The sequence below is a fragment of the Paenibacillus sp. NPDC056579 genome (genome assembly GCF_042793215.1).
Lineage (GTDB): Bacteria > Bacillota > Bacilli > Paenibacillales > NBRC-103111 > Paenibacillus_S.
In genome coordinates, this window is the sequence record NZ_JBHTVD010000015.1 from 43,191 (window position 1) to 66,354 (window position 23,164).

Genomic DNA, 23,164 nt, shown 5'->3' on the forward strand with positions numbered 1-23,164 from the left:
CCTTCAACCGATAAAATGTTGTCAACATGTAAAGTATACCACAACGCCCCCCTTTTTCAACCGCGGCGCGGGTCGTCCATCTGTTTCCAAAAGACCATATCGGCAAATTCGAAATATGTAACAAAATCGTCGAATAATTGTCACTTTCCCCTGCTTTACATTTATCTTGGAAGTTGGGTATACTAGATCGTAATTAGATCTATGCCGTGTACCACCTAAGGAGGATATTACTGTATGAACGATCCTAAACACCCGGAACTTCATGTAATGGAAGAACCGACCAATGACTTTTTGGATGTTGCCATCGGCTTCGGAGCATTTTTCGGAGTTATGCTGTTGATGGGCGTAGTAGCAACTGTAATCCAAATCATGACTCGCTAATGTATCGTTACCAAAGGTCTGTCCAGCAGCTTAAGCTGCGGGGCAGGCTTTTTTATATTTAGGGAAGCTTTAAGCTCACTAGAACGATAGGCGCAGCGAAGATCCCTCCTATTGCGATAAAACCTACCTCAAACGCGCTCACACATCCTAGTGAAGCCTTGATGGTGGGTTTTCTCTTTGTGCCAGTGTTAACGCAAAACAAACCCGACAGCCAAGGCTTACGCCTCATCCATCGGGTTGTCACGCGCTCCGTTATTTCCCGCGTTTGTTATATCCGTTCACCATCACCATATCAACAAACGGACGTATGCGGTCCATAATCCGCTTGCCTTTGAACTCCTCGTCGCCGTCCTTGCTTGTAAAGCTGAAATGCTGCTCCAGTGCCGACAAATCATGATTCGAGGTGAAAAAGGTCGGCTTGCGGTTCATTCTGTAGTTCAGAATGGCCCCCATCACATGATCGCGCAGCCACGGATTCAAATTCTCCGCTCCGATATCGTCGAATACAAGCAAATCGGTCTCCTTCAGCACGTCGATCGTTTCCTTCAGCTTCGCCGAATCCTGAAACATCGCCTTCAGATCCTCGGCGAAATCAGGCATATAGACGATCGCTCCCGTATATCCGCTCTTGGCCAGCTCATGCAGCAGGTAACACATCAGGAACGTCTTGCCGGTTCCCAAAGGGCCTGCCAGATACAACCCTTGCTTCTGCAGCCCTTCCTGCTTCGTCTGCAAAATATAGCTGATCAGCTTGTCGACCGCTTCCTCGCGAGCCGGGTCCTTATCGAAAATTTCAGTGGACGAATACCCTTCCGACAGCGCGCGCTCGTCCACATAAAAGCTGCGAATCCGGCTGCGAATCGTACTTTGCGCCTGCTCGGCGAGAAACTTCTTGCAGGATACTTTATGGTCGTACAGCCGGGCGTCGCCTTCGGTCCCTTCGACGGTAATCATCGTGTAATGCCCTGTAAAATCGTTAGGGCACTTGTCGAGCCCCGGGCATTGGGAACAGCTCTTATATTCGGTTACATATTGATATAACCGGTTCATATTGATTTTGATCGTATGGTCATCCAGCATCGGATATTTGGCGCGAAGCTTTTGTACTAACGGATCGGCCAATATTTGCTGGATTTTTTGTTCCGCCTGCTTCCTGTATTTCGGGTTAGGCAAAGATCTTAACACTTCACCAAGCGATTCCATAGGTTATGGCCACCCTCCCCCGTCTTAGATTTTGCCGTCGAGCATTTGCGCTCTGCGGCGCATCGCCTCGCGCTCCTCGGCCGTCCGCTGGCTTGCCGCTGCCGGCTTGTCCTCCACTACAGGCAGCTGAGGCTTCGCCTTGCCTCTCGTTCCGCCGCGTTGACTGCTTGCGGAGCTTGCCCCCGTCCTGCCGCCTCGAGGCGATGATTTGGCATCCTTGTACTTGGACTGCTCGCGAATATACTGCACGGCTTCCTCGTACGTGCCGACCTGTTTGGCCAGCATATCCGTAACGCTGAATTCAATCGAAGCTCTCGACCAAGAGCGTTTGTTCACATATAAATAATGAATAAGAACATTAATCACTTCATCACTTAAGCCGTAGTTCAAGTCAACCTTGGCGAGCGTATCGAGCAGCCCGTCAGGGACCGTTCCTTTGGAGAAAATTTTCTCCAGCAAGAACGTGTAAGGCTCGTTGCGCAATATAAAATTGTATTGATGCTGGTTGCATTCTCCTTGAAAAATATCCGGCACCCCGAGATAAAATTCCATCTCGACCGCTTTTTCCACTGCAGCTTCCTTGGAAACAGCCGCTTCGGACGCAGCCCCTCGTCCTTGCTCGACTCGGGCCAAATACCGCGCTCTCTCCTCGCTCCGCTTCTTGTCCTGGCGGAACATCGAGTTAGCCTTATGCTGCAGCAGCTCCAGGGCGATCTCGCCGTTCGGATCGAACACGCCGTCTTCATCGAGCAGGCGGCACATGTCGGTCAAATACAAGCCGTATTTCTTCGCCACGAAGTTGATTTGGGCCATTTGCTCCGGCTCGTACTTCAATCGTTCTACATACGCCCGATTTCCCGATTCCCGGGGGAAGTGCATAATAATATCCGAATATTGAAACCCTTTGATAACCACTTCCGGCCTGGATTGATCCTGCTTAGTACCCGCCGCATCGAACAGGGCCTCCTCCAGCTCGTAGTCAACAACTTGCGTATTCAAGCGGAACAGCTCATAGAAAGGTACGGACAAGTTTTCCGAATTAGCCTCCCGCAGCTCCTCGTGCTCCGCCGATATCAGCTCGTCTCTCAGCGAGAAAACCATATACTTGCCTACCTTATCCCGCAGGAGCAGGATCAAATGCTGGTTTTTGAAGAATTCTTCCGGCGGCAGCGGAGCGTACAGCGTATATTCGTAGACATAATCGTCCGACGCCTCGACGAACCGGCGGCACGTTTTGAGCAGACCGATCGCCTCCAGCTTCGAGGTTTGCTCGATAAACCATTTGCGTCCCCGCTCGCCGCCCTCCAGCTCCAGGGAGAGAAACAGCTTGCGCTGCTGCTCCATCAAAGAACTGCCTACTTTGTCGGCAGGCAGCTGCTGGTATAATGTATGGTAAAGACTGATCGCGTAAGCCCCGATCATAGGCTGGTATATGGTCGATAACATTTTCAAATCCATACTGCTTAACGAAAAATCCCGCACGACATAATAGCGGTGATATTCCGAAAAATGAAGCATATTCGTAATCCGCATTAACTCAATCCCATCTATATCTTAACTAGTAGCCTTCATTTTACCACATAAATCGACACCCAGGGCATGAAAATCAAATGAAAATACCTCCAGAGCGAAAAGAAAAAACATGGTCACCGTCCGTACCGGCTTCCATGCTTTCCTCTCTTACTCTGCAATGATTTCCTTCACTCTTCCTACGGTTCCATCCGTGAGTCTCACCTTGATCCCGTGAGGATGGCTGGCCGAATTGGTCAATATGTCTTTGACGATCCCTTCGGTGAGCTTGCCCGTCCGCTGATCCTGCTTTTGCACGACCTGGACCCTTCTCCCGGGAATGACGTCTTTACGCAGCTGTCCGTTCATTGCAGTACACTCGCTTTCTTATCCAAGAGGTAGATTCTCCGTCGATGCTCGGCCTAGAACATTTTGAAGCCTTTGTCCCGAAGCGATTTAATCGTCGAGCCGCTAAGAATGGCGCCGATTAAGCCCCCGATAGCGGGAATGTAATCGGCAATGGAATATTCCGAAAGGTTGGAGGCAAGCGAACCTGTCTCCCATCCCCAGTAAATGACCAGACCAATAACGAGGGCGATATATCCATAGATAGGAAACCAGGTCGTTTTCATAAGCATGTTCAATATAAATCCGAGCCCGAAAAACAACACGAACAGCAGCACCGTAACAATAATCAGCTGCAGCAATTCAGCCAACTCCTTTATGCAAACTTCAGATACACTTATGTTTATTTTATATAAAAAAGTCTCCCGGGTAAAGTGAACGCTTCTTGAACTTCACGTATGGCATTTCTCTGAATTAAGTCAAAAACGGTTCTAGCCAATTTGCCCTTTCAGATCGATTTCGATACAATGAAACAAGTTAATAGAATATATATTGAATGTCTAAATAAAGGAGTGTATCCCATGAGCGAAGTGGTTAACACATTGGAAGGCTGGTACGTGCTGCACGACTTCCGCGCCATCGACTGGACTGCCTGGAAAAGCTTGACGCAGCAGGAAAGAAACCGTGCCGAGGACGAGCTGTACAGCTTGCTGGCCCAATATCAAAGCACCGAAGATCAGAAGCTGGGCAGCACGGCGTTCTATTCGATCGTAGGGCAAAAAGCGGACTTTATGTTCATGCATCTGCGTGAAACGCTGGAAGAGCTGAACGAGCTGGAAACCGCGTTCAATAAATCGCTGTTTGCGCAAGTAACCATTCCTACATACTCTTATGTGTCGATTGTCGAGCTAGGCGGCTATATGGCCAAGCCGGGCGTCGATCCGATGCAGGATCCTGACATCTTAGCCCGTCTGAAGCCGATCCTGCCGAAAGCGAAGCACGTCTGCTTCTATCCGATGAACAAGCGCCGCGAAGGCAACGATAACTGGTACATGCTGTCTACCGAAGAGCGCCGCAACTTCATGCGTTCCCACGGAATGATCGGCCGTAATTATGCCGGCAAGATCAAACAAATTATTTCCGGGTCCATCGGCCTCGATGACTGGGAATGGGGCGTTACGCTGTTCGCGGACGATGCTCTGCAATTCAAGAAAATCGTCCACGAAATGCGCTTTGACGAGACCAGCGCCCGCTTCGGCGAGTTTGGCGATTTCTATGTCGGCAATCTGCTCGACCGCAGCAAGATGGAAGCTATGCTGAAGCTGTAATCCGGCTTCTTGGAGACCTTTGACCCCATGCGGTCGAAGGTCTTTTTGCTTTTCACGTTATAAAAGCTAAAAAGCCCCGCGGTCGTCACCGCAGGGCTGTCATTCTATTATTCGTCGTCATCCTCGTCTTCGAGGAGCCCGGCGTTTTTTTGCGCCAAATACGCTTCCGTATCGCGGTCGCGCTGACGCGACTTCTCTTTCAGACGCTCGATCGCAGGCAAGATCAGAATATCGATTTCCTTTTGCACCGTATAGACCAGGTCGTAGCGCGTCTGGGATTCCAAATAATGGCCGACGTCCATCAGTGCATTGTAGCGGTCCAGCTCTTCACGTGTCAACAATCCGCGTACTTGTACGCTGCAGTGGCGCATAAGCTTAGAACCGGCCTTTCTTCAGCACGAGCGGGATGCCGCCTATAATATACAAGTAACGCATATCGACGATTTTTTTCATCACCGCTGCTGCGCCGCCTTTGATCTTGCGGGAGCCGACGATGCCGATAGCCTCACCGCGGCCAAGGGATGCAACCGTTCCTTTGCTCTGGTAGACGAAGTTTTTCAGCTGCTCGCCACGGATGGAAGCAACCAGGTTATGCGCGCACACATCCGCTTGCTGCATCGAGATTTGCGCCGTCGGCGGGTATGGACGTCCTTCCGGACTCATGACAATGGAGCAATCGCCAAGGATGTAGATGTTATCGTGCCCCGGAGCGCGAAGCTTCTCGTCGACCTTGATCCGGCCGCGCATCGTTTCGAAGCCGGCTTCATCCAGCATATGGTTGCCGCGAATACCGCCGGTCCATACGACTGTTGTCGATTTGATCTCTTCGCCGGTAGCAAGCAGGACGCCCTCAGGAGAGCATTCCTTGATCGCCGTAGCGATTTTGAACGTAACGCCTTTATTTTCAAGAACCTTCATCGCATATTCGACAAGCTCGGGATCGAAGCCCGGCAATGCGGTAGGTGCTGCTTCAATGTTATAAATTTTTACGAGCGATGGATCTACGTCGTACTCCTTGCACAGCTGCGGAATGCGGTCAGCCAGCTCGCCGACGAACTCGATGCCTGTAAATCCGGCTCCGCCCACTACGAAGGTGAGATAGTCGGTACGGGAAGGCTCCCGTTTGAATTTGGCGAATTGATACTCGATATGTTCGCGGATGAAACGTACGCTGTTGATGCTGCGGATGCTCAAAGCATATTCCTTCAGTCCCGGAATGCCGAACGTTTCCGGCTCGCCGCCCAGGCCTACTACCAGATAGTCATAGGATAGCGTTCCTTCCTCCAGGATGACCTTCTTCTCTTGCGGGCGGATTTGGACGACTGTCGATTTCACGAAATCGATTTTGAACTCGTCGATCAGCTTCAAAATATTTACCCGTGCGTTCTCCGGATTATCCGTTCCTGCCGCTGGCATGTGCAGATGGGTCGTAATGTAGTGGTAGTCATGTTTGTTCACGAGCGTAACGTCCGCTTCGTTATAATTCAATTCCTTCTGCAAGCGAATAGCCGTTACAATGCCGCCATAACCTGCTCCCAAAATGACTATTCTTGGTATTCGACTCATGGTTTAATCCCTTCCATCACGTTATTTTCTGTATTGTATGATCTAACAAAATTGATTGTGAAAAATTACACAAAGTAAGTCGGAAATTTGTAATTCTCAGTCTTGACTAAGAAAATTCAAATTATAAGTGAACGTGCGAAAACAATCCAGTTTTTAACCAGTTCTCAAGACATAATATAATGTATATTGTCAAATAGCAAGCATTATTTTCATTCAAAAATATCCAAAAAACGGAGGCCGGGCACGGCATTCGGAAGCAGTTCTTTTGTACCGAGTCGTTATCCCTATTTGGAAAAAGCGGCCTTGCTATGTCTACCCTTTTATACTCATCCTAATTGAGAATGTTTCTCTTTCTTTCCAACTTTTTTTATAATATAATGCGAATGAATTAAGCCTCGGAGGTGTGTTTTAGGAATGCAAAATGAAACGGTTGATATTGTTATCGTAGGCGGCGGTCCAGCCGGCATGTTTGCCGCTTTTTACGGCGGGATGCGTCAGGCATCGGTCAAAATTATCGAAAGCATGCCCCAGCTGGGCGGTCAACTGGCTGCTCTGTATCCGGAAAAGCACATTTACGATGTTGCCGGCTTTCCAAAAGTAACGGCTCAAGAGCTGATTAACCAATTGGATAAGCAAATGAAGCATTTTCCTATTGACATCTGCCTCGAAGAAAAAGTGCTTAAGGTCGTCAAGAAAGACGAGCGCTTGTTCGAGGTAACGACCGATAAAGGCGTTCATTATTCCAAAGCCGTGATCATTACCGGCGGCGTCGGCGCATTCGAGCCAAGACGTCTGGAGCTGCCGGAAGCGGCGAGGTACGAGAAGAAAAACCTGCATTATTTCGTCAGCGATCTGAACAAGTTCGCAGGCCAAAAGGTGCTTATCAGCGGCGGCGGCGACTCCGCAGTTGACTGGGCGCTCATGCTTGAGCCTATCGCAGAGAAAGTCACGCTCATCCACCGCAGAGACAAGTTCCGCGCGCACGAGCACAGTGTTGAGAACCTGATGAACTCCAATGTGCAGGTGCTGACGCCAAAAGAAATTACTGCGCTGCACGGCGATGATGTTATCACCAAAGCGACGTTGGCCGATTGCAAAACAGGCGAGTCGTTCGACCTCGATGTCGATGCCGTCATCGTCAACTTCGGCTTCATCTCTTCGCTCGGTCCTATCGCGGAGTGGGGCTTTGAGATCGACAACGGCTCGATCGTCGTTGACTCCCGCATGGAAACGAGCATTCCCGGCATTTTCGCAGCCGGCGACATTACGACGTATCCGGGCAAGCTGAAGCTGATCGCCGTCGGATTCGGCGAAGCGCCTACCGCTATCAACAACGCGAAGGTGTATATCGATCCGAATGCGAAGCTGTCCCCTGGACACAGCAGCAGCATGAAGCTGTAGCGTATCCGCTGCACGGCGCTTCGTTCCCGTTTCTTGTCGGAGCGCGAGGCGCTTTTTTCTATGCAAAAAGGGCAAAAAAAAGAGGCAGGTCAGCTGACCTGAACCTCGCCTCTATAATATTCTAAGTTTAACTTGCGTCGCTTTATCTCTGCCAGCAGCAATTCGAGAAATTCCTCATCCAGTTTCAGGTTTAATGCCTTGAAGTACGAATCGACTAAAATTTCATTGCTCATCAATCTCATACAATCACCTTACTTCTTTAATGTAAAATTATATTAACACGTCCCAAAAATTAGAACAAGCGTTCCGTTATCCACATGAAATTGTGTATAAGCTGTGCGTATGTTGTTAATAAGTGTAAAATTATGTATGATTATGGGGTGGATAATGTGGACAAGGTTATACACAGTTTCCCCAACCGTTCAGTGATAAAAAAAAATAATCAAAAAGAAAAACAGACAGCCTTTCCTTATCGGAAAGAACAGTCTGTTTTTTTCGCTTGCATTTAGGCAAGCGCGCTTTTATTGCGTTCGTTTTGCGGCTCGAGCAAAAATTTTCGTTTTTGCATGCTTTTGAACTCCATCTGAGGCTCGTACACTTCGTGCGGGTCCTGAACATCCCGAACGTCATTCCAGTAGCACTGGACGCTTTTGCCCGCTTCCCCGCCCCTGAACATCGTGCAACCTTGACAATAATCTTTTATCTGAGATTCGTTGAGAGGAACAATTTTATTGCGCAAGCAGCAATAAACGTTGCCCTGCATATTGGCATAGTGAACGTGATTAATATAAGTCATGCGCATCATCCTATTCTTGTTGGTTTCATATAATAGATTGCTATTTTTCGAACGCAATAAAGCGATTATTTGCATTATATAGGAACGGCTTTGAAAAGACCCTCGAAATTTGCTGCCAGAAATAATAAATTTTGCTAGGAATAAGCTCGTTTCATGTTGGAACTTATCGTCTCTTGGTAACGATTAGGGCGGCTTCCATGTAAAATAAAAAAACCGGCCTTCGGCCAGGTCCTTGGTTTACAATATACGTTTGTTAGTGGGAGGGAATTGGGTGTGGAATTCCGGCCGCTATTGAAATCATGTTCCTTTGAATGGTAGGCTTGCCGCGGTAGGAACACGAACTTTAAATGCGGACGCTACCGTTCCTCCACCCCACACCCATTCCTCTCTTGTTCTACTCTGTGCATTGCGCTACTTCCCGACTTCCCAAAAAAAGCACCCACAAAGGGTGCTTTTCTACTAGCCTTGAATCTCTATTAAGCCTCGACCTTATCGTCGCACTTCTCCGGCGCGCCCTCTTCGTCCTTCACTTTGAACGAGGAGCCGCAACCGCAGGAAGCAACCGCGTTCGGGTTATTGATGGTGAAGCCACCGCCCATACCCGCTTCCTTGAAGTCGATTTCCACGCCGTACAAATATTTGGCGCTGTCTCCGTCCACTACGACCTTCAGGCCGTTCAGCTCGAACGATTGGTCATCATCCTTCTCTTGATCGTCAAAGCCCATTCCATATGAAAAACCGCTGCAGCCTCCCGCCTTGACGCCAAGACGGAGAAAAAGGTTCGGCGTACCTTCGCTTTCCAACAGTTCTTTAATTTTATCGCTAGCCGTTTCGCTAATTTTAATCATTGTTCCTACCTCCTTGCGAGTGTGATCCACATGGGAACTGTGGCAAATCATCGATTGCCGCTATATGGAAATCATGAACCCGATAGATGCACTACATAAGTAATGACATCCTGGGACAGATCAACATAAAGCTTCTTCTTCTATAGTATACTCCTTATAAGGATTCTCCTCAAGGACTTCTATCTACCGTGCTGACTTTTTCCTGTTCATTCCCCATCATTAAACTTCCTTTATAAGGCTGAGAAATTCATTTTGTCGAGTTATGTATTGCCCGTCCACATCATGAGGTTTATAATAGATTGTATTGTTTACCGATTCGGCTTACTTTTCGCAGCGAACCGTGTATCCATGTGCAACCTTTCACAAGTGAAATGGATACAGCTCATCCCGAAGGATGACGATAACCGGAAGCGCGGCAAGCCGGTATTTTTCATGAGCTTTTGCATGGCACGGACACACTTCACTGCACTGGATCAGCTGGTTTCTTACGTGCCGAGCACGTGATTTGTTATTTATACAACTACTATTAATATGGAGGTGGCTTTATGAGCATCGTAATCAGTAATCCCGATCAAAGAATGGCGGAAATCGCAGAAAAAGTAAAGCATGGGGAGCGGCTGTCCCTGGAGGATGGAGTTTTCCTGTACCAATCGGACGATTTGTTAACCATTGGTCAATTAGCGAATGAAGTCAATTTGCGCAAAAACGGGAAGAAAGTGTACTTTATCGATAATATGAGTCTTTATTTCACGAACGTGTGTGAAGCTCACTGTGCATTCTGTCATTTCCGCCGCGACGAAGGCGAAGAAGGTGCTTACACGCTCAGCCCGGAGGAAATGTACGAATTTATCGATGAGCACATTCACCCGGACATGCGGGAATTTCATATTGCTCAAGGGCATAACCCTCACGTGCCGTTCGAATATTATGTCGACTGTATCCGCAAGCTGAAGGAGCGGTATCCGCAAGTTACCATCAAGGCGCATACGGCAGCAGAAATTGAGTTTTATTCCCGCATCAGTGGGTTAAGCTATAAAGAGGTTCTGAAAACATTAATGGATGCCGGACTAGCTACTCTTACCGGCGGCGGCGCCGAAATTTTGTCCGAGCGTTACCGCAAAAAAATGGGCGTCGGCAAGGCGACCACCGACCAATGGCTGCAGGTGCAGCGGGAAGCCCATGAGCTCGGCCTCAAAACGCATGCAACGATGCTCTACGGCTCCATCGAAACGATTGAGGAACGCATCCAGCATATGATTCAGCTGCGCGAGCTTCAGGACGATACGAACGGCTTCATGGTATTCATTCCTAACGCCGTACAGCCGGCCAGCGTCAATGCAGGCATCAAACGCCGTGTAGCGGCATTCGACGATCTCAAGACGATCGCCATAAGCCGTCTGATGGTGGATAACATCCAGCATATTAAAGCTTATTTCATCAACCTCGGCACACAGCTGACGCAAATTGCTCTCACGTTCGGAGCCTCCGACGTTCACGGAACCATTGTCAAAGAACGGATCAGCCACGCCGCAGGCGCGCTTTCTCCGGAAGGCTTGACACGCGACGAGCTGGTATGGCTTGTAAAAGGCGCCGGCCGGATCCCTGTTGAACGCGATACATTCTACAATGAAATTAAAGTGTACTAATTGCCACTGTCTCTACTGCATAGATGTTTTTACAAAAGAAAGGGTTAGTTCATGATGAAGAAAATGGTTATTTTGGGTGGCGGCTACGGCGGATTGACTGTAGCTACCGAGCTGTTGGAAAAAGAATTGCCGTCGGACACGGTGCTTGTGCTTGTAGACCGGATGCCGTATCAAGGTCTGAAAACGGAATATTACGCTCTTGCGGCAGGAACGGTATCCGATCAGGACATTAGGGTACAATTCCCTGTAGACCCTCGTCTTATTCTGAAATACGGTGAAGTCACCGGCGTGGATTTGGAAAACAAGCTGATTCTGTTTCAAAACGATGAGCCGTTGTCCTACGACTGGCTTGCGCTCGGCCTCGGCTGCGTCGATAAGTTTCATCAGATCGAAGGCGCCGATCAGTATGCCGAAAGCATTCAGACGCTCTCCTCCACGCGGAAAACGTATCAGAAGGTCAATGACATTGCGCCGTACGGTCAAGTGACCATCGTCGGCGGTGGCTTGAGCGGCGTTGAAGTCGCGGCTGAGCTGCGGGAGAGCCGTTCCGATCTGAACATCCGCATTCTCGACCGCGGTGCAAGCGTAATGTCCGCATTCCCCGGCAAGCTTCAGTCGTTCGTTCGCGACTGGATGCTCGAGCATGACATTGAAATGAGATCGCATGTTTGTCTTACGCGTCTCGAGAACGGTATCCTGCACAATCAGCAGGAGCTTATTTACACCGACGTCACTATATGGACGGCGGGAATCCAACCAAGTCCGATCGTGCAGCAGCTGCAGCTTCCCAAAGATAATCAAGGCCGACTCATCATTAACGAGTACCATCAAATAGAAGAATACCCGGAAGTGTTCGTCATCGGCGACTGCGCCTCGCTTCCATTCTCTCCTAGTGCCCAGGCGGCACAGGGTCAAGGCAAGCAGGTAGCGGAAGTCTTAAGAGCCATCTGGAAGAACGAAACCCCTCGGCTCGGCAAAATCAAGCTCAAAGGGGTTTTGGGATCGCTCGGTAAAAAATCGGGCTTTGCCTTGCTCGGCAAACGCCCGGTTACAGGTATGGTGCCGCGGGCCATCAAGAGCGGCGTGCTCTGGATGTCGAAGCGCCATTTCGGCTAATTATTCACCCAGGAGATCGAACATCGCTTCGATCTCTTTTATTTTATGCTCCACTTGCTTTTCGAGCTCTTCCGCCGTGGCTGCCGCTACGATCTCTCCATTGACTAGCGCATAAGGGAACATGTAGCATTCCCCGCAATTGCCGAGACAGCCATATTCGATCACGTCGTAATCCGGATTCGCTTCGAGCTTTTTCATTAATTTATCGGTACCGTGATGCATATTGTTCGTACAAAATTCAATGATGGGTCTCATGGCTAGGCAACCCCCTTGTTAACCATTTTATTTTTGATCCCGATGTAATATAATATAAGGTAGAAAGGAGATGATTGAAATGAGTGAAAACGCACAAAGCACCATGTACGATGAAGTACTGGAGGTTTTAGATAAGCTTCGCCCGTTCCTGCAGCGTGACGGCGGTGACGTAGAGCTTGTTGATGTCGAGGACGGCATCGTTAAATTGAAGCTGGTGGGTGCTTGCGGCAGCTGCCCAAGCTCGACCATTACACTGAAAGCCGGTATTGAACGCGCCCTTCTCGAAGAAGTGGAAGGCGTACAAGAGGTTGTCCAAGTGTTCTAATTCCTTCTTTTCCTACGTTGGAAAAAAGCGATAGAAAAGGCCCTCTGCAGCGGAACGGTTATCCTTCCTTTGCAGCAGGGTCTTCTTCTTTGTCCGCAAAAGGGAATATTCGCCCCCCTATCAGCTGGTGCGGTTCGATGCGGATACGGCAGACGATGGTCCGATAATGGCGCGGATCGGGTCCAGACCGCCGGAGACATCCATGATGTTGCCGGTGATGAAGTCCGAGCGCTCCTCGCACAGGAAGGCGATGACTCTGGCAATATCTTCGCCCGCACCGGGACGCCCCCGCGGCGACTCCTGATCCTGCTCGTGCTCCACTTCCGCTATCGTCTTCTCCTTATTCGCCCCCCGAATGTCGCCGGGACAGATCATGTTGACGGTAATGCCGTTCGGCGCTTCCTCCACCGCCAGCGTCTTCGTGAAGGATACGAGACCGACCTTGGCTGCCGCATAAACGGCTCGATGAGGCCATCCCCTTGCTTCCGCCGCATGACCGAAGCCGAAATGAACGATACGCCCCCAGCGCTTCCGTCTCATGTGCGGCAGCACAAGGTGATCCAGCTGCATGACGCCGAGCAAGTTGCCGTTCATCAAATAGTCGATTTCCTGCGGCTCGTATTGCCCGAACAGCCGGCGTTCCCTTACGAACGGCCCGGCATTGTTAATCAATATATCGATGCTCCCGAGCTCTTGTACCGCCTGAGCGACAAGCTCGCTCATCTGCTCCTGCAGGGCGACGTCGCCCTGGATGGCGAGACAGCGAACGCCTTTACTCCGGATTTGATCTTGTAACTGAAGCGCTTCTTTCTCGCTATGAACGTAATTGATTATGATATCGCAGCCGGAATCGGCGAGCAGAAGCGCTGTCATTTTACCTAAGCCCTTGGCGCTTCCCGTTATGAGTGCAACTTTGCGTTGTTCGATCATGCCCGCCCCCTGAATTCTCCTTAAGCTTAAACTCACATTGCGGCTCCGGCAAGTACCGGACCGCCTCATTCAAGTATAGAGGATGCGTGGAGCCGATTCAACTTTCCGTTACAACCGCCGGATATCTTCCCGAAGATTGAGACAGCTTGAAGATATAGGTAAATACGAAGTTAACGGCTTGATACGTCATTTCACAGCCTTTGGCCAAATCCTGCAAATGCTGCTCTACGTCCTCCGTCTTGATCCGCTCGTCATACTCCTGCTTGGCCTCCGCTGCTTTCAATAAATCATCCAGCAAATCCGCGCTGATCGTATGAATTTCCAGATTGCGCTGCGTTCGAAGCCGTTCTACAGGCTCTTTATATTTGACCTTCAAGCCGTACAGCTGTTCTTCCAGCTCTATGTACAGCCGGTTTTGATGCATATTCCTTAGCACGGTGAAATAGGAGAACCGCGATTTGATCTCCTCGGTTTTGAGCCGGAACCGCTCGTTCATGAATTGGCCGAGCTTATCCAGAATAGCGAACAACCGAATGATGGCATTGTTGTAAAAATACAAGTGGCGATGATAGTCGTCCTGCTCCTCTTCGCTCATCTCGTCCAGGTACCTGCTTCGGACCCGGCTTCCAAACCGGACCGCAGCATAGTGGCTCTGCTCAAACTCATCCAGCGACCGGAACAAGCTTCCGCTCCATATCATATAGCGGCGCTCCTGCTGATTGCGCTCCTTAACCGGCAGCGAGCCCAGCAGCTGGATGTATTGTCGGATCGAATCGTTGGCCTCCTTCAAAGCCCCCTGGTCCTTGCGGCGCGGCTCGTTAAACAACCCCCTAAGCATGTGAATCCCCTTCCCCTCTGTATAGATCTCAGGCTATCCCGTTCATCGGTAATAAATGGTAGTATGCGCCCTTCCTGCGGCTGTGATACGAGGCAGCCCGTCCCATTAAAAGGCATAGCCGCTTCCGGCGGCCAATAACCCCACAAAGCGGAGCTTTGCTTCGAAGTCAATCAGATACTTTGCAGGGTGACCCGGTTATCACTTCTATATATGCAAAAAAGCTTACGCAGCCGTCCAAGCTTGCGTAAGCCTCTTTTTCATTAAGCGGTCTTCTTGCCGGCCTGAAGCGTCAACACGCATAGATAACATATAATTCCGAATAAACAGGAGATCAATATCGTATGAAGCATGCTTGCCAGCAAATACCAATCGTAACCCATCGATAGCGTGACGAAGCCGCCGCTCAATATTTGCAGTACAACTAATATAAGTGCCCACTTGGAAGCCTGATAGGTGTTATCCGTCGAATTCATCCGCGCTCTCACGGCCAAGAAGAACCAGGCAATAAATACGAACAGCAGAATCGCTCCGAGACGGTGGACGAACACGATCAGCGTAGCGCCCGACAGCTCCGGGATGACCTGACCGTTACACAATGGCCAGCCTATGCATCCGCCGGACGACTCCGTATGCCTTACGAAGGCGCCTAAATATACTACAACATAGCAATAAATGGCGATCAGCCATACGCCCCATTGAATACCTGCGGTCATCGTTCCCTTTTTCCCTGTAAACACGGTGCCATACCGCGTATAGACCAGGGCCAGCAGCAGCGTCAGAGCGAAGGCAATCAGCGAAATGCCGAAATGCAGCGCCAGCGTGGCGGAGGATTGCGGCCAAATGACGGCAATAGCTCCCAGAATCGCTTGTAAAATCGTAAACACCATGGCGAGAGACACGAACCATTTGGCATCTTTTCTGCGGCTGTACATGAATACCAGTATCGTCGTTACCAGCAAAATCATTCCGACAATACCCGTCACAAACCGGTGGCTGTATTCAATAATAGATTCGATCGTATAAGCAGGAACGAACTTGCCGTTACATAACGGCCAATCGTCACCGCAGCCCCGACCCGATTCCGTCTTCGTCACAAGAGCGCCCATGATCAAGATTAACAGCATGCCGTACATGCTGGCAAAGGAGGACCACTTCAACCATTTTTGCGTATTCATGCGATGAGCTCCCTTACTGTATAGTAAGTCTCGACAAAATGAGACAAATGTTAACGCTCATGTATCATTATAGCCATAAAACTAGACCAAATCCATGCGGAATTGTTACAAACCGTTGAAACAAGAATGAACGAACGATGTCCATTCCCGCCAGGCCGCTGCGCATCCTGTAAGGGGATAAAAAAAGACCATTCCATCCGGATAGCTCCGAACAGAATGGTCTTTTGGTGCTTGGAAACGGCTTATTTCTGCAGCGCGTCGGCAACCTCGAGAGAACGATCCAGAAATTGCTCGATCTCGTCTCTTGTTTTGCGCAGCTTGCTTACAAAGCGGATCAGCTCTTTGCCTTCACGGAACGCGATAAAGCTAGGAATGCCAAGAATGTTCAGCTTCTCGCACAAATCAGGCACTTCGTCGCGGTCCAGCTGAATAAAGTTCAAACGGTCTTTATACGCTTCAACCACTTCCGGCATGAAAGGATCGATAAAATGGCAGTCTTTGCACCAAGTCGTTTTAAACACGGCTACCGTCGGCTTTGCCGATGCGATTTTCTCTTCAAATACTTGTTCGGATTTTACTTGTTCCATTAGATGTGCACCGCCTTTAGCTTAGTATTACACCACTTATAGCATGCCGCATCCGCCCTGTCAACCCGCCCTTATTCCAATTGGGAAATGCTGCTACTTTACAATTATTTCTAAAAGTGATATCATAAAAATATCAAATCGATATTCAAATGATTGCTAATCCCAATCACAAAAGGAGTGTTGTATTATGAAAGAACATAAGGCATGGGTGTTAAACGGATTTATCGGGTTATTGCTCTTCTTTATTTTTACGGGTGCCGGCGTACTGCTCTTGATCCAAGAGAGCATCGTACTGGGCGTCATTCTGTTGATTGTCGCTTCTGCTCTTATATCCGGTATCACGATCGTTCAACCGAATCAAGGCTACATCGTGACGTTCTTCGGACGCTATGTCGGAACGATTCGTGAAGCCGGGATGTGGCTGACCGTTCCTTTCTCCACACGCAGCAAAGTGTCTTTGAGAGTGCGCAACTTCAACAGCGCCAAGCTGAAAGTAAACGACGTCGAAGGGAATCCTATTGAAATTGCCGCAGTCATCGTATTCAAGGTCGTAGACTCCGCGAAAGCGACCTTCGATGTGGACAAATACGAGCAGTTCGTCGAAATTCAGAGCGAAACAGCTCTAAGGCATGTTGCGAACAAGTACCCTTATGATGTGTTCGAGAACAATAACGGGTACTCGCTGCGCGGCAACTCGGAGGAAATTGCCCAAGAGCTCAGCACCGAGCTGCAGGAGCGCTTATCGGTCGCAGGCGTTGAGGTGCTGGAAGCCCGTCTGACCCACCTGGCTTACTCGACAGAGATCGCCAGCGCCATGCTGCAGCGTCAGCAAGCTACCGCGATCATCTCCGCCCGCTCCAAAATTGTGGAAGGTGCGGTAGGTATGGTGCAGCTGGCCATCTCCCAGCTTCAGCAAGAAGGCGTCATCGAGCTCGACGAAGAGCGCAAAGCGGCGATGATCAATAACTTGTTGGTCGCAATCGTATCCGATCGTTCCGCCAACCCTGTAATTAACACCGGCAGTCTTTATTAGACTGCCCCTCTCTTTATGGCATCCAAGAAAAACTTCGCCCTCCGGCTCGATCCCAAGCTATATGAGGCACTCGAGCGATGGGCCCAGGACGAGTTCCGAAGCGTTAACGGGCATATCGAGTTTCTGCTGCGCGAGGCGGCATCCCGGGCCGGAAGACTAGCTGGCCCGCGTCCTTTGGCATCATCGCCCCCGGAAGAGTCCGAGCCCCCCGAGGCTTGAGCGGGCGGAGGTTCTTATTCTTTGCAATAGAAAAAAGCCTGATCCGGCGGAATCAGGCTTTTTTCTATTCTTTTTAGTATTTCAAGTTATCGATGCAAAATATCTGTTAGACTGCTTATCCGGCTGCGTTCATGAGACGAGCCGGAACCGGATATACTAATCCCGGGTAATGGTTACCATTTGCAGCTCCTGGTCCCAGCTTACAACTGCTCCCATGCTCTCGGCAATGAATCGGACCGGAACGAACGTCGAGCCGTTCGTCAGCTCCGCTTCGGCTTCCAGCGGCTTGATCATGCCGTTGACGGAAGCCTGCTTGCTGCCGATATTGAGCTTGATGACCGTCCCGTTAATCGAGTCGACGATAGAGACTTGCTGCGTTGCAGCATCCCAGGTTACATCCGCATCCAGCTGTTCAACAACGAAGCGGGCTGGCACCATGACCACGCCGTTACGGTTATAAGGCTTCACGGAATCGGCGTAGATGTCCTCCGAATCGTCCATAAACATGTTGATTTCTTTTTTCGTAATATGAAGATCAGATTTCAAGAGCTCATACAATTTGGACTTGGAATCAAGCGCCTGGAGCACTTTGCCCGGCTTGTTCAACGATTCCAGCTCCAGCTTGCCGCCGCTAACGTCAATCGTATCCGCTGTGACAGGCTTGTTGATGTTCCACACTTCGGAAGTCGAAGTCACTTTCATACCTGTAACCGATTCTTCGCCGGTTGTTGGAAAGTTAACCAGAAGCTCCATATAAGATTTGCGAGGAATCAAATCGCTGTCTACATAAAGATCTAATTTCAAATAGTTTTTCTCGCTCAACAGCTCGCGCAAGGAGGAGCCTGCTGGTGAGCTCAACGCCTCTTGAACGGATTGATCGTAGTTATCGAGCGTCTTTTTCAAATTCGTTTGCAGGAACGTAAAAGCGAATTCTACTGCCAACGTCTTGTTGTTCAAATACGGTGCAATCATTTCGTCCATCGGACTTTCTTGATTTTGCGCCTTGCTTTCCTTCATCGCCTGCTGGGCCAGCGGCAGCACCAGATCGTACAATTGACCGATCAGCTCTTTCATGCCCTTCTCGTCTGCCAGCAAATTAGTCAAAAAGCCTTTGACCAAATTAAGCAGCTCGTCACCCTTCACTTCTACATGAACTTGCTTCAGATTCAAGCTCTCGTTATTGATCGTTTGCTTGGAATCCGTGATGGATATCGTCTTCGGATTCGGCAGCTTGGTACCGAAATAAGTAACGAAGGTAGGCGCCATTTGCTCCGCTTTTTTCTGGAGCTGCTTCATCTGCTCCTGCATTTCCTTGGAGAGCGTGCTTTGAAGCTGCTCCATGGAAGCTCCGCCGCTGTTATGTAACACGATCGGTTTCTTGGCACCCTCAACCTGGATGATGTATTGTTGATCCGACATGACGATCTGGAAAGGAATTTTGCCTTTGGCATATTCGAAGGTTCCTTTGACAGACAGATGCGTCAGATCCTGCTGCTTCATATCCGTAATACTGAGCTTTACGTTACCGAACAGATCGAGCATTTTTTGCTGTTCTTCACTCGGCTTCACCGAAGCGTTGCGGATTAGATCGAAGGTAATCGTTTGAGTGCCCTGAGATGTTTTCACGCTGGAGCTGCTCTCGATGAGCTTGTTTAAATCGACTCCGTTTACGGGTTGACATCCTGCCAGAACGACAAGCATGACAATCAGCAGCAGGGATAGCCAACGTTGCATGGTGATGTTTTTCATTGCTAACCTCCAATAAGTGTAAAATAAATGCAGTGCTGCAAGCATAATGTACTACGTGAAATCTCTTGGAAAAGATTCAATATTCATTTGCAAAAGCACTCCTATAAGTTATACGACGTGCAACGACCCATTCCTTTATTTGTCATGAAAATCATTCGGCACTGTATCGGGAAAGGAGGGAAAGCCTCTATGCAGCGCGGAAAGTACAGATGGGGCGTCTCGGATTTGCTGCATAAGCTGGCGACCGTCCCGCAAGAAATCATCCATTGGGCAAAAGACAAGACGGATACGTTCCTGTACGAAAAGGATCAGCTGGAGCACATCCAGGTCATCCAAATACGGGATGAAGAGGTAGGCATACTGCGAGAACAGCTCCGGGGATTGCTTGGTCCGGCGATGTCTGTAAAGGGAAAGTCACTGGGTGATGCGAGCAAAGCTGCCGAATCGCTCTCTGCCGCGGACCAGGAGCTTGTCAGGCACATCCGCTTGGAAACTGCACGCCGGAACCGCAGCAACATAACGAGAACAGCCGCTTATCTAGACATGTTCACCCGCCATCCCGAGCTGCATTGGTCGTTGCTGGCCCATATGGTTTCGCGCAACGGCGGCTGGAATATGACGGACGTAAAAGGCGAACTGCTTCCTTATTTGTTGAGCACGGAACAGCAGGAGCACGTGTACGCCTTTCTCGAACGCGCCAATGCGCTTATTTTCCATGACGCTTATCCTCAGCTTCTGCTGTATGAAGCGAGCCTGAGGGCGGGCAAGACCCAGTTCCACTGCCTGCGAGGCCTCAATGTATCTTCCTTCATGCTTCCTGTCTGGGAGTTATTCTGGGAGCGGCGCGATTCCGCTCTGCTTACAATGGCGCTGATCGTGAACGAGCAGCATTACATAGAGCACAGAGTGGTGCGCCATCCGACCTACCGCACGACCGTGCTGGACACGCTGTTCTTCAACGCGCAATCCAAGCTGCAGCTGAACCAGGTGGTGTTTCCTTATTACATCGACGGCCGCCTTCGGCTCGCAGGTCTTATTCTGGAAAGCTTCAGCGATTTGCAGGAGCGAATCGAGCTGGGCAAGAAGCTGTATGCCATCCTGTTCGGCATCCCTGTCGTACTGGAAGGGGCTGTGCGCTACGCCGCAGCTCAGCGTCATACCGGCTCCCGCTCCGACTACTGGCCGCATCTGTTCGCCCCGATCCGTCAAGCGCCGCCCGTCCCGAGAGGACAGCTGAAGGAATGGCTTGACGGCTGCTCCCTCCGTCCGGGTGCCGTACCGCTGTACAGCCCCCGTCTTACCGATGTGTGGAAAGATCGTCCTGTCGATGAGATCGAACCGGAGGACTGGCTGAGCGCGGAAACTCTCGACGCCTCGCTTCGATATCTTGCGTCTGTGGAGCCGCCTTTTTCCTTTGATATGACTCATGAATATTGCTTTGGACTCAATAAAATCGAGCTTGCTGTGCTTGCCGGAGATTTGTGGAGTTAGATAATAATGTTTGTTATTTTGGTTTTTAGTGTTGACTTATGTTGTTTGTTGTTGCAAATTAATAGTAGACTATCGAGAGGATGAGTAGGATGTCTACTACAAAAGCTATTATTTTCGATCTGGATAATACGTTACTATGGGATGAAAAAAGTATAGACGAAGCATTCCAAGCTGTTTGTACTTTCGCAGCGGACCAAACGGGCGCTGCCCCAGAACAGCTTGAGACTGCCGTTCGCGACTCCGCTTCGGAGCTGTTCACTTCCATGGAAATCTATGAATGGGCCAATATGATAGAAGTAACCTATCTGGAAGCACTGTGGGGCCGGTTTGATTCTTGCGGGAACCCTGCGTTCCTGAAGCTTCAGCAGCTTGCACCCGAATACCAGACGGAAGCCTGGTCCCGCGGCTTGCTGAAGACGGGCACGGACGATCCGGAGCTCGCCCGGACGCTTGCTTTGCGGTTTGCCGACGAAAGAAGGCGCCGTCCCCTGATTTACGACGATACGTTCGCGGTGCTGGAGCGGCTCAGCGGGAAGTTCAAGCTGCTGCTGCTTACCAATGGCGCGCCCGATCTGCAGCAGGAGAAGGTGGACAGCATACCGGGGCTGGCGGACTTTTTCGCGCACATTGTCATTTCCGGTACTTTCGGAGCCGGGAAGCCTGCTCCTGCCATATTTCAGCATGCGCTCAAGCTGCTGGATGTAACTGCAGGGGAAGCTCTGATGGTAGGAGACAATCTGGATACGGATATTCGCGGGGCTAACGGAGTAGGAATGAGGAACGTATGGATCAATCATCACCGGAGGACAGCGCCTTCCGGCAACCGACCTTCCTATGAAATTACGCGGCTGACAGAGCTGCTGGAGATAGTGTGATATCGAATAAAGGAGATTGTCCGTGCAGACAGTCTCCGGCGGGAGTGAGACCCCGTTCAGAGGATAAATACTAAAGGATTAGATTGGGTAGAAATCCATCCGCAAAAAAAGGTTCGGTCAAAGTCATTACCGAACCTTCTTCCCTATTCGCAGGTCAGCCAGAGAATGCCTTTTTTCTCCAAAAGCCCGTTCCAATCTTTCGGAGCTTCCTGATCGGACACAATGATGTCTACATCATCCAGTGGAGCTATCCGGGTAAAGGCCTGCACCCCGACTTTGGATTGATCGGCAAGAACGATCACTTCCCGGGCCGCACCGGCAAATTGTCGCGATATATAGGCTTCATTCATATCATAATCGGTCACACCGCCGGCTAACGACAGCCCTCCTATGGACAGGAATGCTTTGTTCAAATAAAACTGCCCCATCATCTGCTCGCACAGAGGGCCAGTAAGCGATTGCTGCTCCGGATTCAGCTGTCCTCCGAGCACGATGACTTTGCCGGTAAACCGGTTATGGTTCAGGGCATCCGACAGGTAGGACGCGATAGGCAGCGAATTGGTGAGAATGGTCAGATTCTTTTTGCCGACGATCGACCGGGCCAGCTCCATCATGGTTGTGCCTACATCCAGCGCAATCGTATCGCCGTTCTCGATAAGCTCCGCCGCACGCTGCCCGATTTTCTTCTTGGCATCGACATGCAGCTCGGTTCTTTGCTGGAACGTCGGCTCACCGTGCTCGTACCCCGACCGGACCGCTCCCCCATACACCCGCTGCAGCTTTCCCTCGGATTCCAGCGCATCCAGATCTCTGCGGATCGTTTCTGTAGATACCCCGAGCTGCTCCGCCATGGGAATCACTTTTACTTTCCCGTCGCGCAATAATGTCTGCAGTATAATTTCTTTTCTTTCCTGGCCCAAAAGCGACAAATCGGAACACCACCATCAGCTGAAAATATTTCAAAATTAGTTTCAGTATATCCGATACGGACGAATTTTCAACTATATGGCCGCAAGAAAGGCATCAGACTCAAGCAAACGTCCTTCCTGCTCCGATCTTTCCGTCCCTGGGCTAATTGATTTCGTACACGACCCAGTCCGACCGCTGTCCGCCCATTTTGTTATAAAAGGCTTGCGCCGAATGATTATCGCGAGCCGTTTCCCAAGTCATATACGCGTAATGGTGCTCCCGGACGTAAGCGAGACACGCCTGGAACAGCGCTTCGCCAATTCGGCGGCCCCTAGCATCGGCGGCTACGAACAGGTCGTTCATAACGGCAGCCCGCTTCAGCTGCAGCGTACTGAATGTATAGTAAAGGGTTGCAAAGCCTGATAGCTCCCCGTCCGATTCAGCTACGAACTGCAATCCGGAATCGGGGTGATCCAGCAAATGGACGATGAAGTCCTGAAGCTTCCCGTCCTCCGGAAGCGGCCTTTGGTAGAACTCCATATATTGCTTCATCAGCTCCGCCAGCTGCGGCACATCCTTCCGCTCGGCTCGTCTAACCATGATGTTTGTATTCGGCATATGCAAGTCTCCTTATGAAAT

Annotated in this window: 27 protein-coding genes; 10 read left to right on the forward strand and 17 right to left on the reverse strand. The window is 50.1% G+C overall.

Annotated elements, in window-relative coordinates:
• Positions 1-234 precede the first annotated feature (234 nt).
• Positions 235-381 carry a YqzM family protein gene (locus ACFQ88_RS35145; RefSeq protein ID WP_239628334.1) on the forward strand — a complete coding sequence of 49 codons (147 nt, stop codon included), beginning with the start codon at positions 235-237 and terminating at the stop codon, positions 379-381.
• Between the two features lie 252 nt (positions 382-633).
• On the opposite strand, the gene dnaI is transcribed toward ACFQ88_RS35145, so the two are convergent.
• The 4 genes from dnaI to ACFQ88_RS35165 all read right to left on the reverse strand — a co-directional run bounded on the left by dnaI (position 634) and on the right by ACFQ88_RS35165 (position 3,800).
• Positions 634-1,584 carry a primosomal protein DnaI gene (dnaI, locus tag ACFQ88_RS35150; RefSeq protein ID WP_379462026.1) on the reverse strand — a complete coding sequence of 317 codons (951 nt, stop codon included), beginning with the start codon at positions 1,582-1,584 and terminating at the stop codon, positions 634-636.
• Between the two features lie 24 nt (positions 1,585-1,608).
• A complete protein-coding gene (locus tag ACFQ88_RS35155; protein ID WP_379462028.1) occupies positions 1,609-3,117 on the reverse strand; it encodes a replication initiation and membrane attachment family protein in 1,509 nt (502 codons plus the stop codon).
• A 147-nt stretch (positions 3,118-3,264) separates the two neighbouring features.
• Entirely contained in the window at positions 3,265-3,462 is a 198-nt protein-coding gene (locus ACFQ88_RS35160) for a YwbE family protein (RefSeq protein WP_379462030.1), read from the reverse strand.
• A 53-nt stretch (positions 3,463-3,515) separates the two neighbouring features.
• A complete protein-coding gene (locus ACFQ88_RS35165; protein ID WP_239628340.1) occupies positions 3,516-3,800 on the reverse strand; it encodes a YuiB family protein in 285 nt (94 codons plus the stop codon).
• A 219-nt stretch (positions 3,801-4,019) separates the two neighbouring features.
• On the opposite strand from ACFQ88_RS35165, the gene hemQ reads away from it, so the two are divergent.
• A complete protein-coding gene (gene hemQ, locus ACFQ88_RS35170) occupies positions 4,020-4,766 on the forward strand; it encodes a hydrogen peroxide-dependent heme synthase (RefSeq protein WP_379462033.1) in 747 nt (248 codons plus the stop codon).
• Between the two features lie 107 nt (positions 4,767-4,873).
• On the opposite strand, the gene ACFQ88_RS35175 is transcribed toward hemQ, so the two are convergent.
• Together ACFQ88_RS35175 and ACFQ88_RS35180 are read right to left on the reverse strand one after the other, a co-directional pair.
• Positions 4,874-5,137 (reverse strand): hypothetical protein, encoded by a 264-nt coding sequence (locus tag ACFQ88_RS35175; protein WP_379462035.1) that lies wholly within the window; start codon positions 5,135-5,137, stop codon positions 4,874-4,876.
• Between the two features lie 4 nt (positions 5,138-5,141).
• Entirely contained in the window at positions 5,142-6,332 is a 1,191-nt protein-coding gene (locus ACFQ88_RS35180) for an NAD(P)/FAD-dependent oxidoreductase (RefSeq protein ID WP_239628346.1), read from the reverse strand.
• A gap of 414 nt (positions 6,333-6,746) precedes the next feature.
• Between ACFQ88_RS35180 and ACFQ88_RS35185 the strand changes: the two genes are divergently transcribed.
• Complete coding sequence (locus tag ACFQ88_RS35185) at positions 6,747-7,733, forward strand: NAD(P)/FAD-dependent oxidoreductase (RefSeq protein ID WP_379462037.1); 987 nt, start codon at positions 6,747-6,749, stop codon at positions 7,731-7,733.
• 89 nt (positions 7,734-7,822) lie between these two features.
• Here the strand turns inward: ACFQ88_RS35185 and sda are convergent, their stop codons facing one another.
• The 3 genes from sda to erpA all read right to left on the reverse strand — a co-directional run bounded on the left by sda (position 7,823) and on the right by erpA (position 9,428).
• Positions 7,823-7,975, reverse strand: a complete 153-nt coding sequence (gene sda, locus ACFQ88_RS35190; protein ID WP_239628348.1) for a sporulation histidine kinase inhibitor Sda — start codon at positions 7,973-7,975, stop codon at positions 7,823-7,825.
• 263 nt (positions 7,976-8,238) lie between these two features.
• Positions 8,239-8,529: a hypothetical protein gene (locus ACFQ88_RS35195; protein WP_239628349.1), complete on the reverse strand. Its 291-nt coding sequence runs from the start codon at positions 8,527-8,529 to the stop codon at positions 8,239-8,241.
• Between the two features lie 476 nt (positions 8,530-9,005).
• The gene (erpA, locus tag ACFQ88_RS35200) at positions 9,006-9,428 is read right to left on the reverse strand and encodes an iron-sulfur cluster insertion protein ErpA (protein ID WP_379462040.1); all 423 of its coding nucleotides are present in this window, start codon (positions 9,426-9,428) and stop codon (positions 9,006-9,008) included.
• 494 nt (positions 9,429-9,922) lie between these two features.
• Here erpA and mqnE point away from each other — a divergent pair, with 494 nt between their 5' ends.
• Both mqnE and ACFQ88_RS35210 read left to right on the forward strand, forming a co-directional pair.
• Positions 9,923-11,023 carry an aminofutalosine synthase MqnE gene (gene mqnE / locus ACFQ88_RS35205; protein ID WP_239628351.1) on the forward strand — a complete coding sequence of 367 codons (1,101 nt, stop codon included), beginning with the start codon at positions 9,923-9,925 and terminating at the stop codon, positions 11,021-11,023.
• A gap of 54 nt (positions 11,024-11,077) precedes the next feature.
• Entirely contained in the window at positions 11,078-12,139 is a 1,062-nt protein-coding gene (locus ACFQ88_RS35210) for an NAD(P)/FAD-dependent oxidoreductase (protein ID WP_239635527.1), read from the forward strand.
• Here the strand turns inward: ACFQ88_RS35210 and ACFQ88_RS35215 are convergent, their stop codons facing one another.
• Positions 12,140-12,394, reverse strand: a complete 255-nt coding sequence (locus tag ACFQ88_RS35215; RefSeq protein WP_239628352.1) for a YuzB family protein — start codon at positions 12,392-12,394, stop codon at positions 12,140-12,142.
• A gap of 79 nt (positions 12,395-12,473) precedes the next feature.
• On the opposite strand from ACFQ88_RS35215, the gene ACFQ88_RS35220 reads away from it, so the two are divergent.
• Positions 12,474-12,719, forward strand: coding sequence for a NifU family protein (locus ACFQ88_RS35220; RefSeq protein WP_239628353.1), 246 nt, complete (start codon positions 12,474-12,476; stop codon positions 12,717-12,719).
• Between the two features lie 120 nt (positions 12,720-12,839).
• On the opposite strand, the gene ACFQ88_RS35225 is transcribed toward ACFQ88_RS35220, so the two are convergent.
• The 4 genes from ACFQ88_RS35225 to ACFQ88_RS35240 all read right to left on the reverse strand — a co-directional run bounded on the left by ACFQ88_RS35225 (position 12,840) and on the right by ACFQ88_RS35240 (position 16,249).
• Positions 12,840-13,649 carry an SDR family oxidoreductase gene (locus tag ACFQ88_RS35225; protein WP_379462043.1) on the reverse strand — a complete coding sequence of 270 codons (810 nt, stop codon included), beginning with the start codon at positions 13,647-13,649 and terminating at the stop codon, positions 12,840-12,842.
• Positions 13,650-13,746: 97 nt separating this feature from the next.
• Positions 13,747-14,487, reverse strand: a complete 741-nt coding sequence (locus tag ACFQ88_RS35230; protein WP_239628357.1) for a Cthe_2314 family HEPN domain-containing protein — start codon at positions 14,485-14,487, stop codon at positions 13,747-13,749.
• 260 nt (positions 14,488-14,747) lie between these two features.
• Positions 14,748-15,662, reverse strand: coding sequence for a COX15/CtaA family protein (locus tag ACFQ88_RS35235; RefSeq protein ID WP_239628359.1), 915 nt, complete (start codon positions 15,660-15,662; stop codon positions 14,748-14,750).
• A gap of 242 nt (positions 15,663-15,904) precedes the next feature.
• Positions 15,905-16,249 (reverse strand): thioredoxin family protein, encoded by a 345-nt coding sequence (locus ACFQ88_RS35240; protein ID WP_239628361.1) that lies wholly within the window; start codon positions 16,247-16,249, stop codon positions 15,905-15,907.
• A 187-nt stretch (positions 16,250-16,436) separates the two neighbouring features.
• Between ACFQ88_RS35240 and ACFQ88_RS35245 the strand changes: the two genes are divergently transcribed.
• Together ACFQ88_RS35245 and ACFQ88_RS35250 are read left to right on the forward strand one after the other, a co-directional pair.
• A complete protein-coding gene (locus tag ACFQ88_RS35245; protein ID WP_239628363.1) occupies positions 16,437-17,282 on the forward strand; it encodes an SPFH domain-containing protein in 846 nt (281 codons plus the stop codon).
• A gap of 15 nt (positions 17,283-17,297) precedes the next feature.
• Positions 17,298-17,501 (forward strand): type II toxin-antitoxin system antitoxin, encoded by a 204-nt coding sequence (locus tag ACFQ88_RS35250; RefSeq protein WP_239628365.1) that lies wholly within the window; start codon positions 17,298-17,300, stop codon positions 17,499-17,501.
• Between the two features lie 156 nt (positions 17,502-17,657).
• Here ACFQ88_RS35250 and ACFQ88_RS35255 read toward each other — a convergent pair whose 3' ends face one another.
• Positions 17,658-19,250 (reverse strand): copper amine oxidase N-terminal domain-containing protein, encoded by a 1,593-nt coding sequence (locus ACFQ88_RS35255; protein ID WP_379462047.1) that lies wholly within the window; start codon positions 19,248-19,250, stop codon positions 17,658-17,660.
• Between the two features lie 189 nt (positions 19,251-19,439).
• Between ACFQ88_RS35255 and ACFQ88_RS35260 the strand changes: the two genes are divergently transcribed.
• Together ACFQ88_RS35260 and ACFQ88_RS35265 are read left to right on the forward strand one after the other, a co-directional pair.
• Complete coding sequence (locus ACFQ88_RS35260) at positions 19,440-20,741, forward strand: DUF2515 domain-containing protein (RefSeq protein WP_379462049.1); 1,302 nt, start codon at positions 19,440-19,442, stop codon at positions 20,739-20,741.
• Between the two features lie 89 nt (positions 20,742-20,830).
• Positions 20,831-21,616: an HAD family hydrolase gene (locus ACFQ88_RS35265; protein WP_379462051.1), complete on the forward strand. Its 786-nt coding sequence runs from the start codon at positions 20,831-20,833 to the stop codon at positions 21,614-21,616.
• Between the two features lie 143 nt (positions 21,617-21,759).
• Here ACFQ88_RS35265 and ACFQ88_RS35270 read toward each other — a convergent pair whose 3' ends face one another.
• Positions 21,760-22,545, reverse strand: a complete 786-nt coding sequence (locus ACFQ88_RS35270) for a DeoR/GlpR family DNA-binding transcription regulator (RefSeq protein ID WP_239628372.1) — start codon at positions 22,543-22,545, stop codon at positions 21,760-21,762.
• 142 nt (positions 22,546-22,687) lie between these two features.
• Positions 22,688-23,143, reverse strand: a complete 456-nt coding sequence (locus ACFQ88_RS35275; protein ID WP_379462053.1) for a GNAT family N-acetyltransferase — start codon at positions 23,141-23,143, stop codon at positions 22,688-22,690.
• Positions 23,144-23,164: the final 21 nt, after the last annotated feature.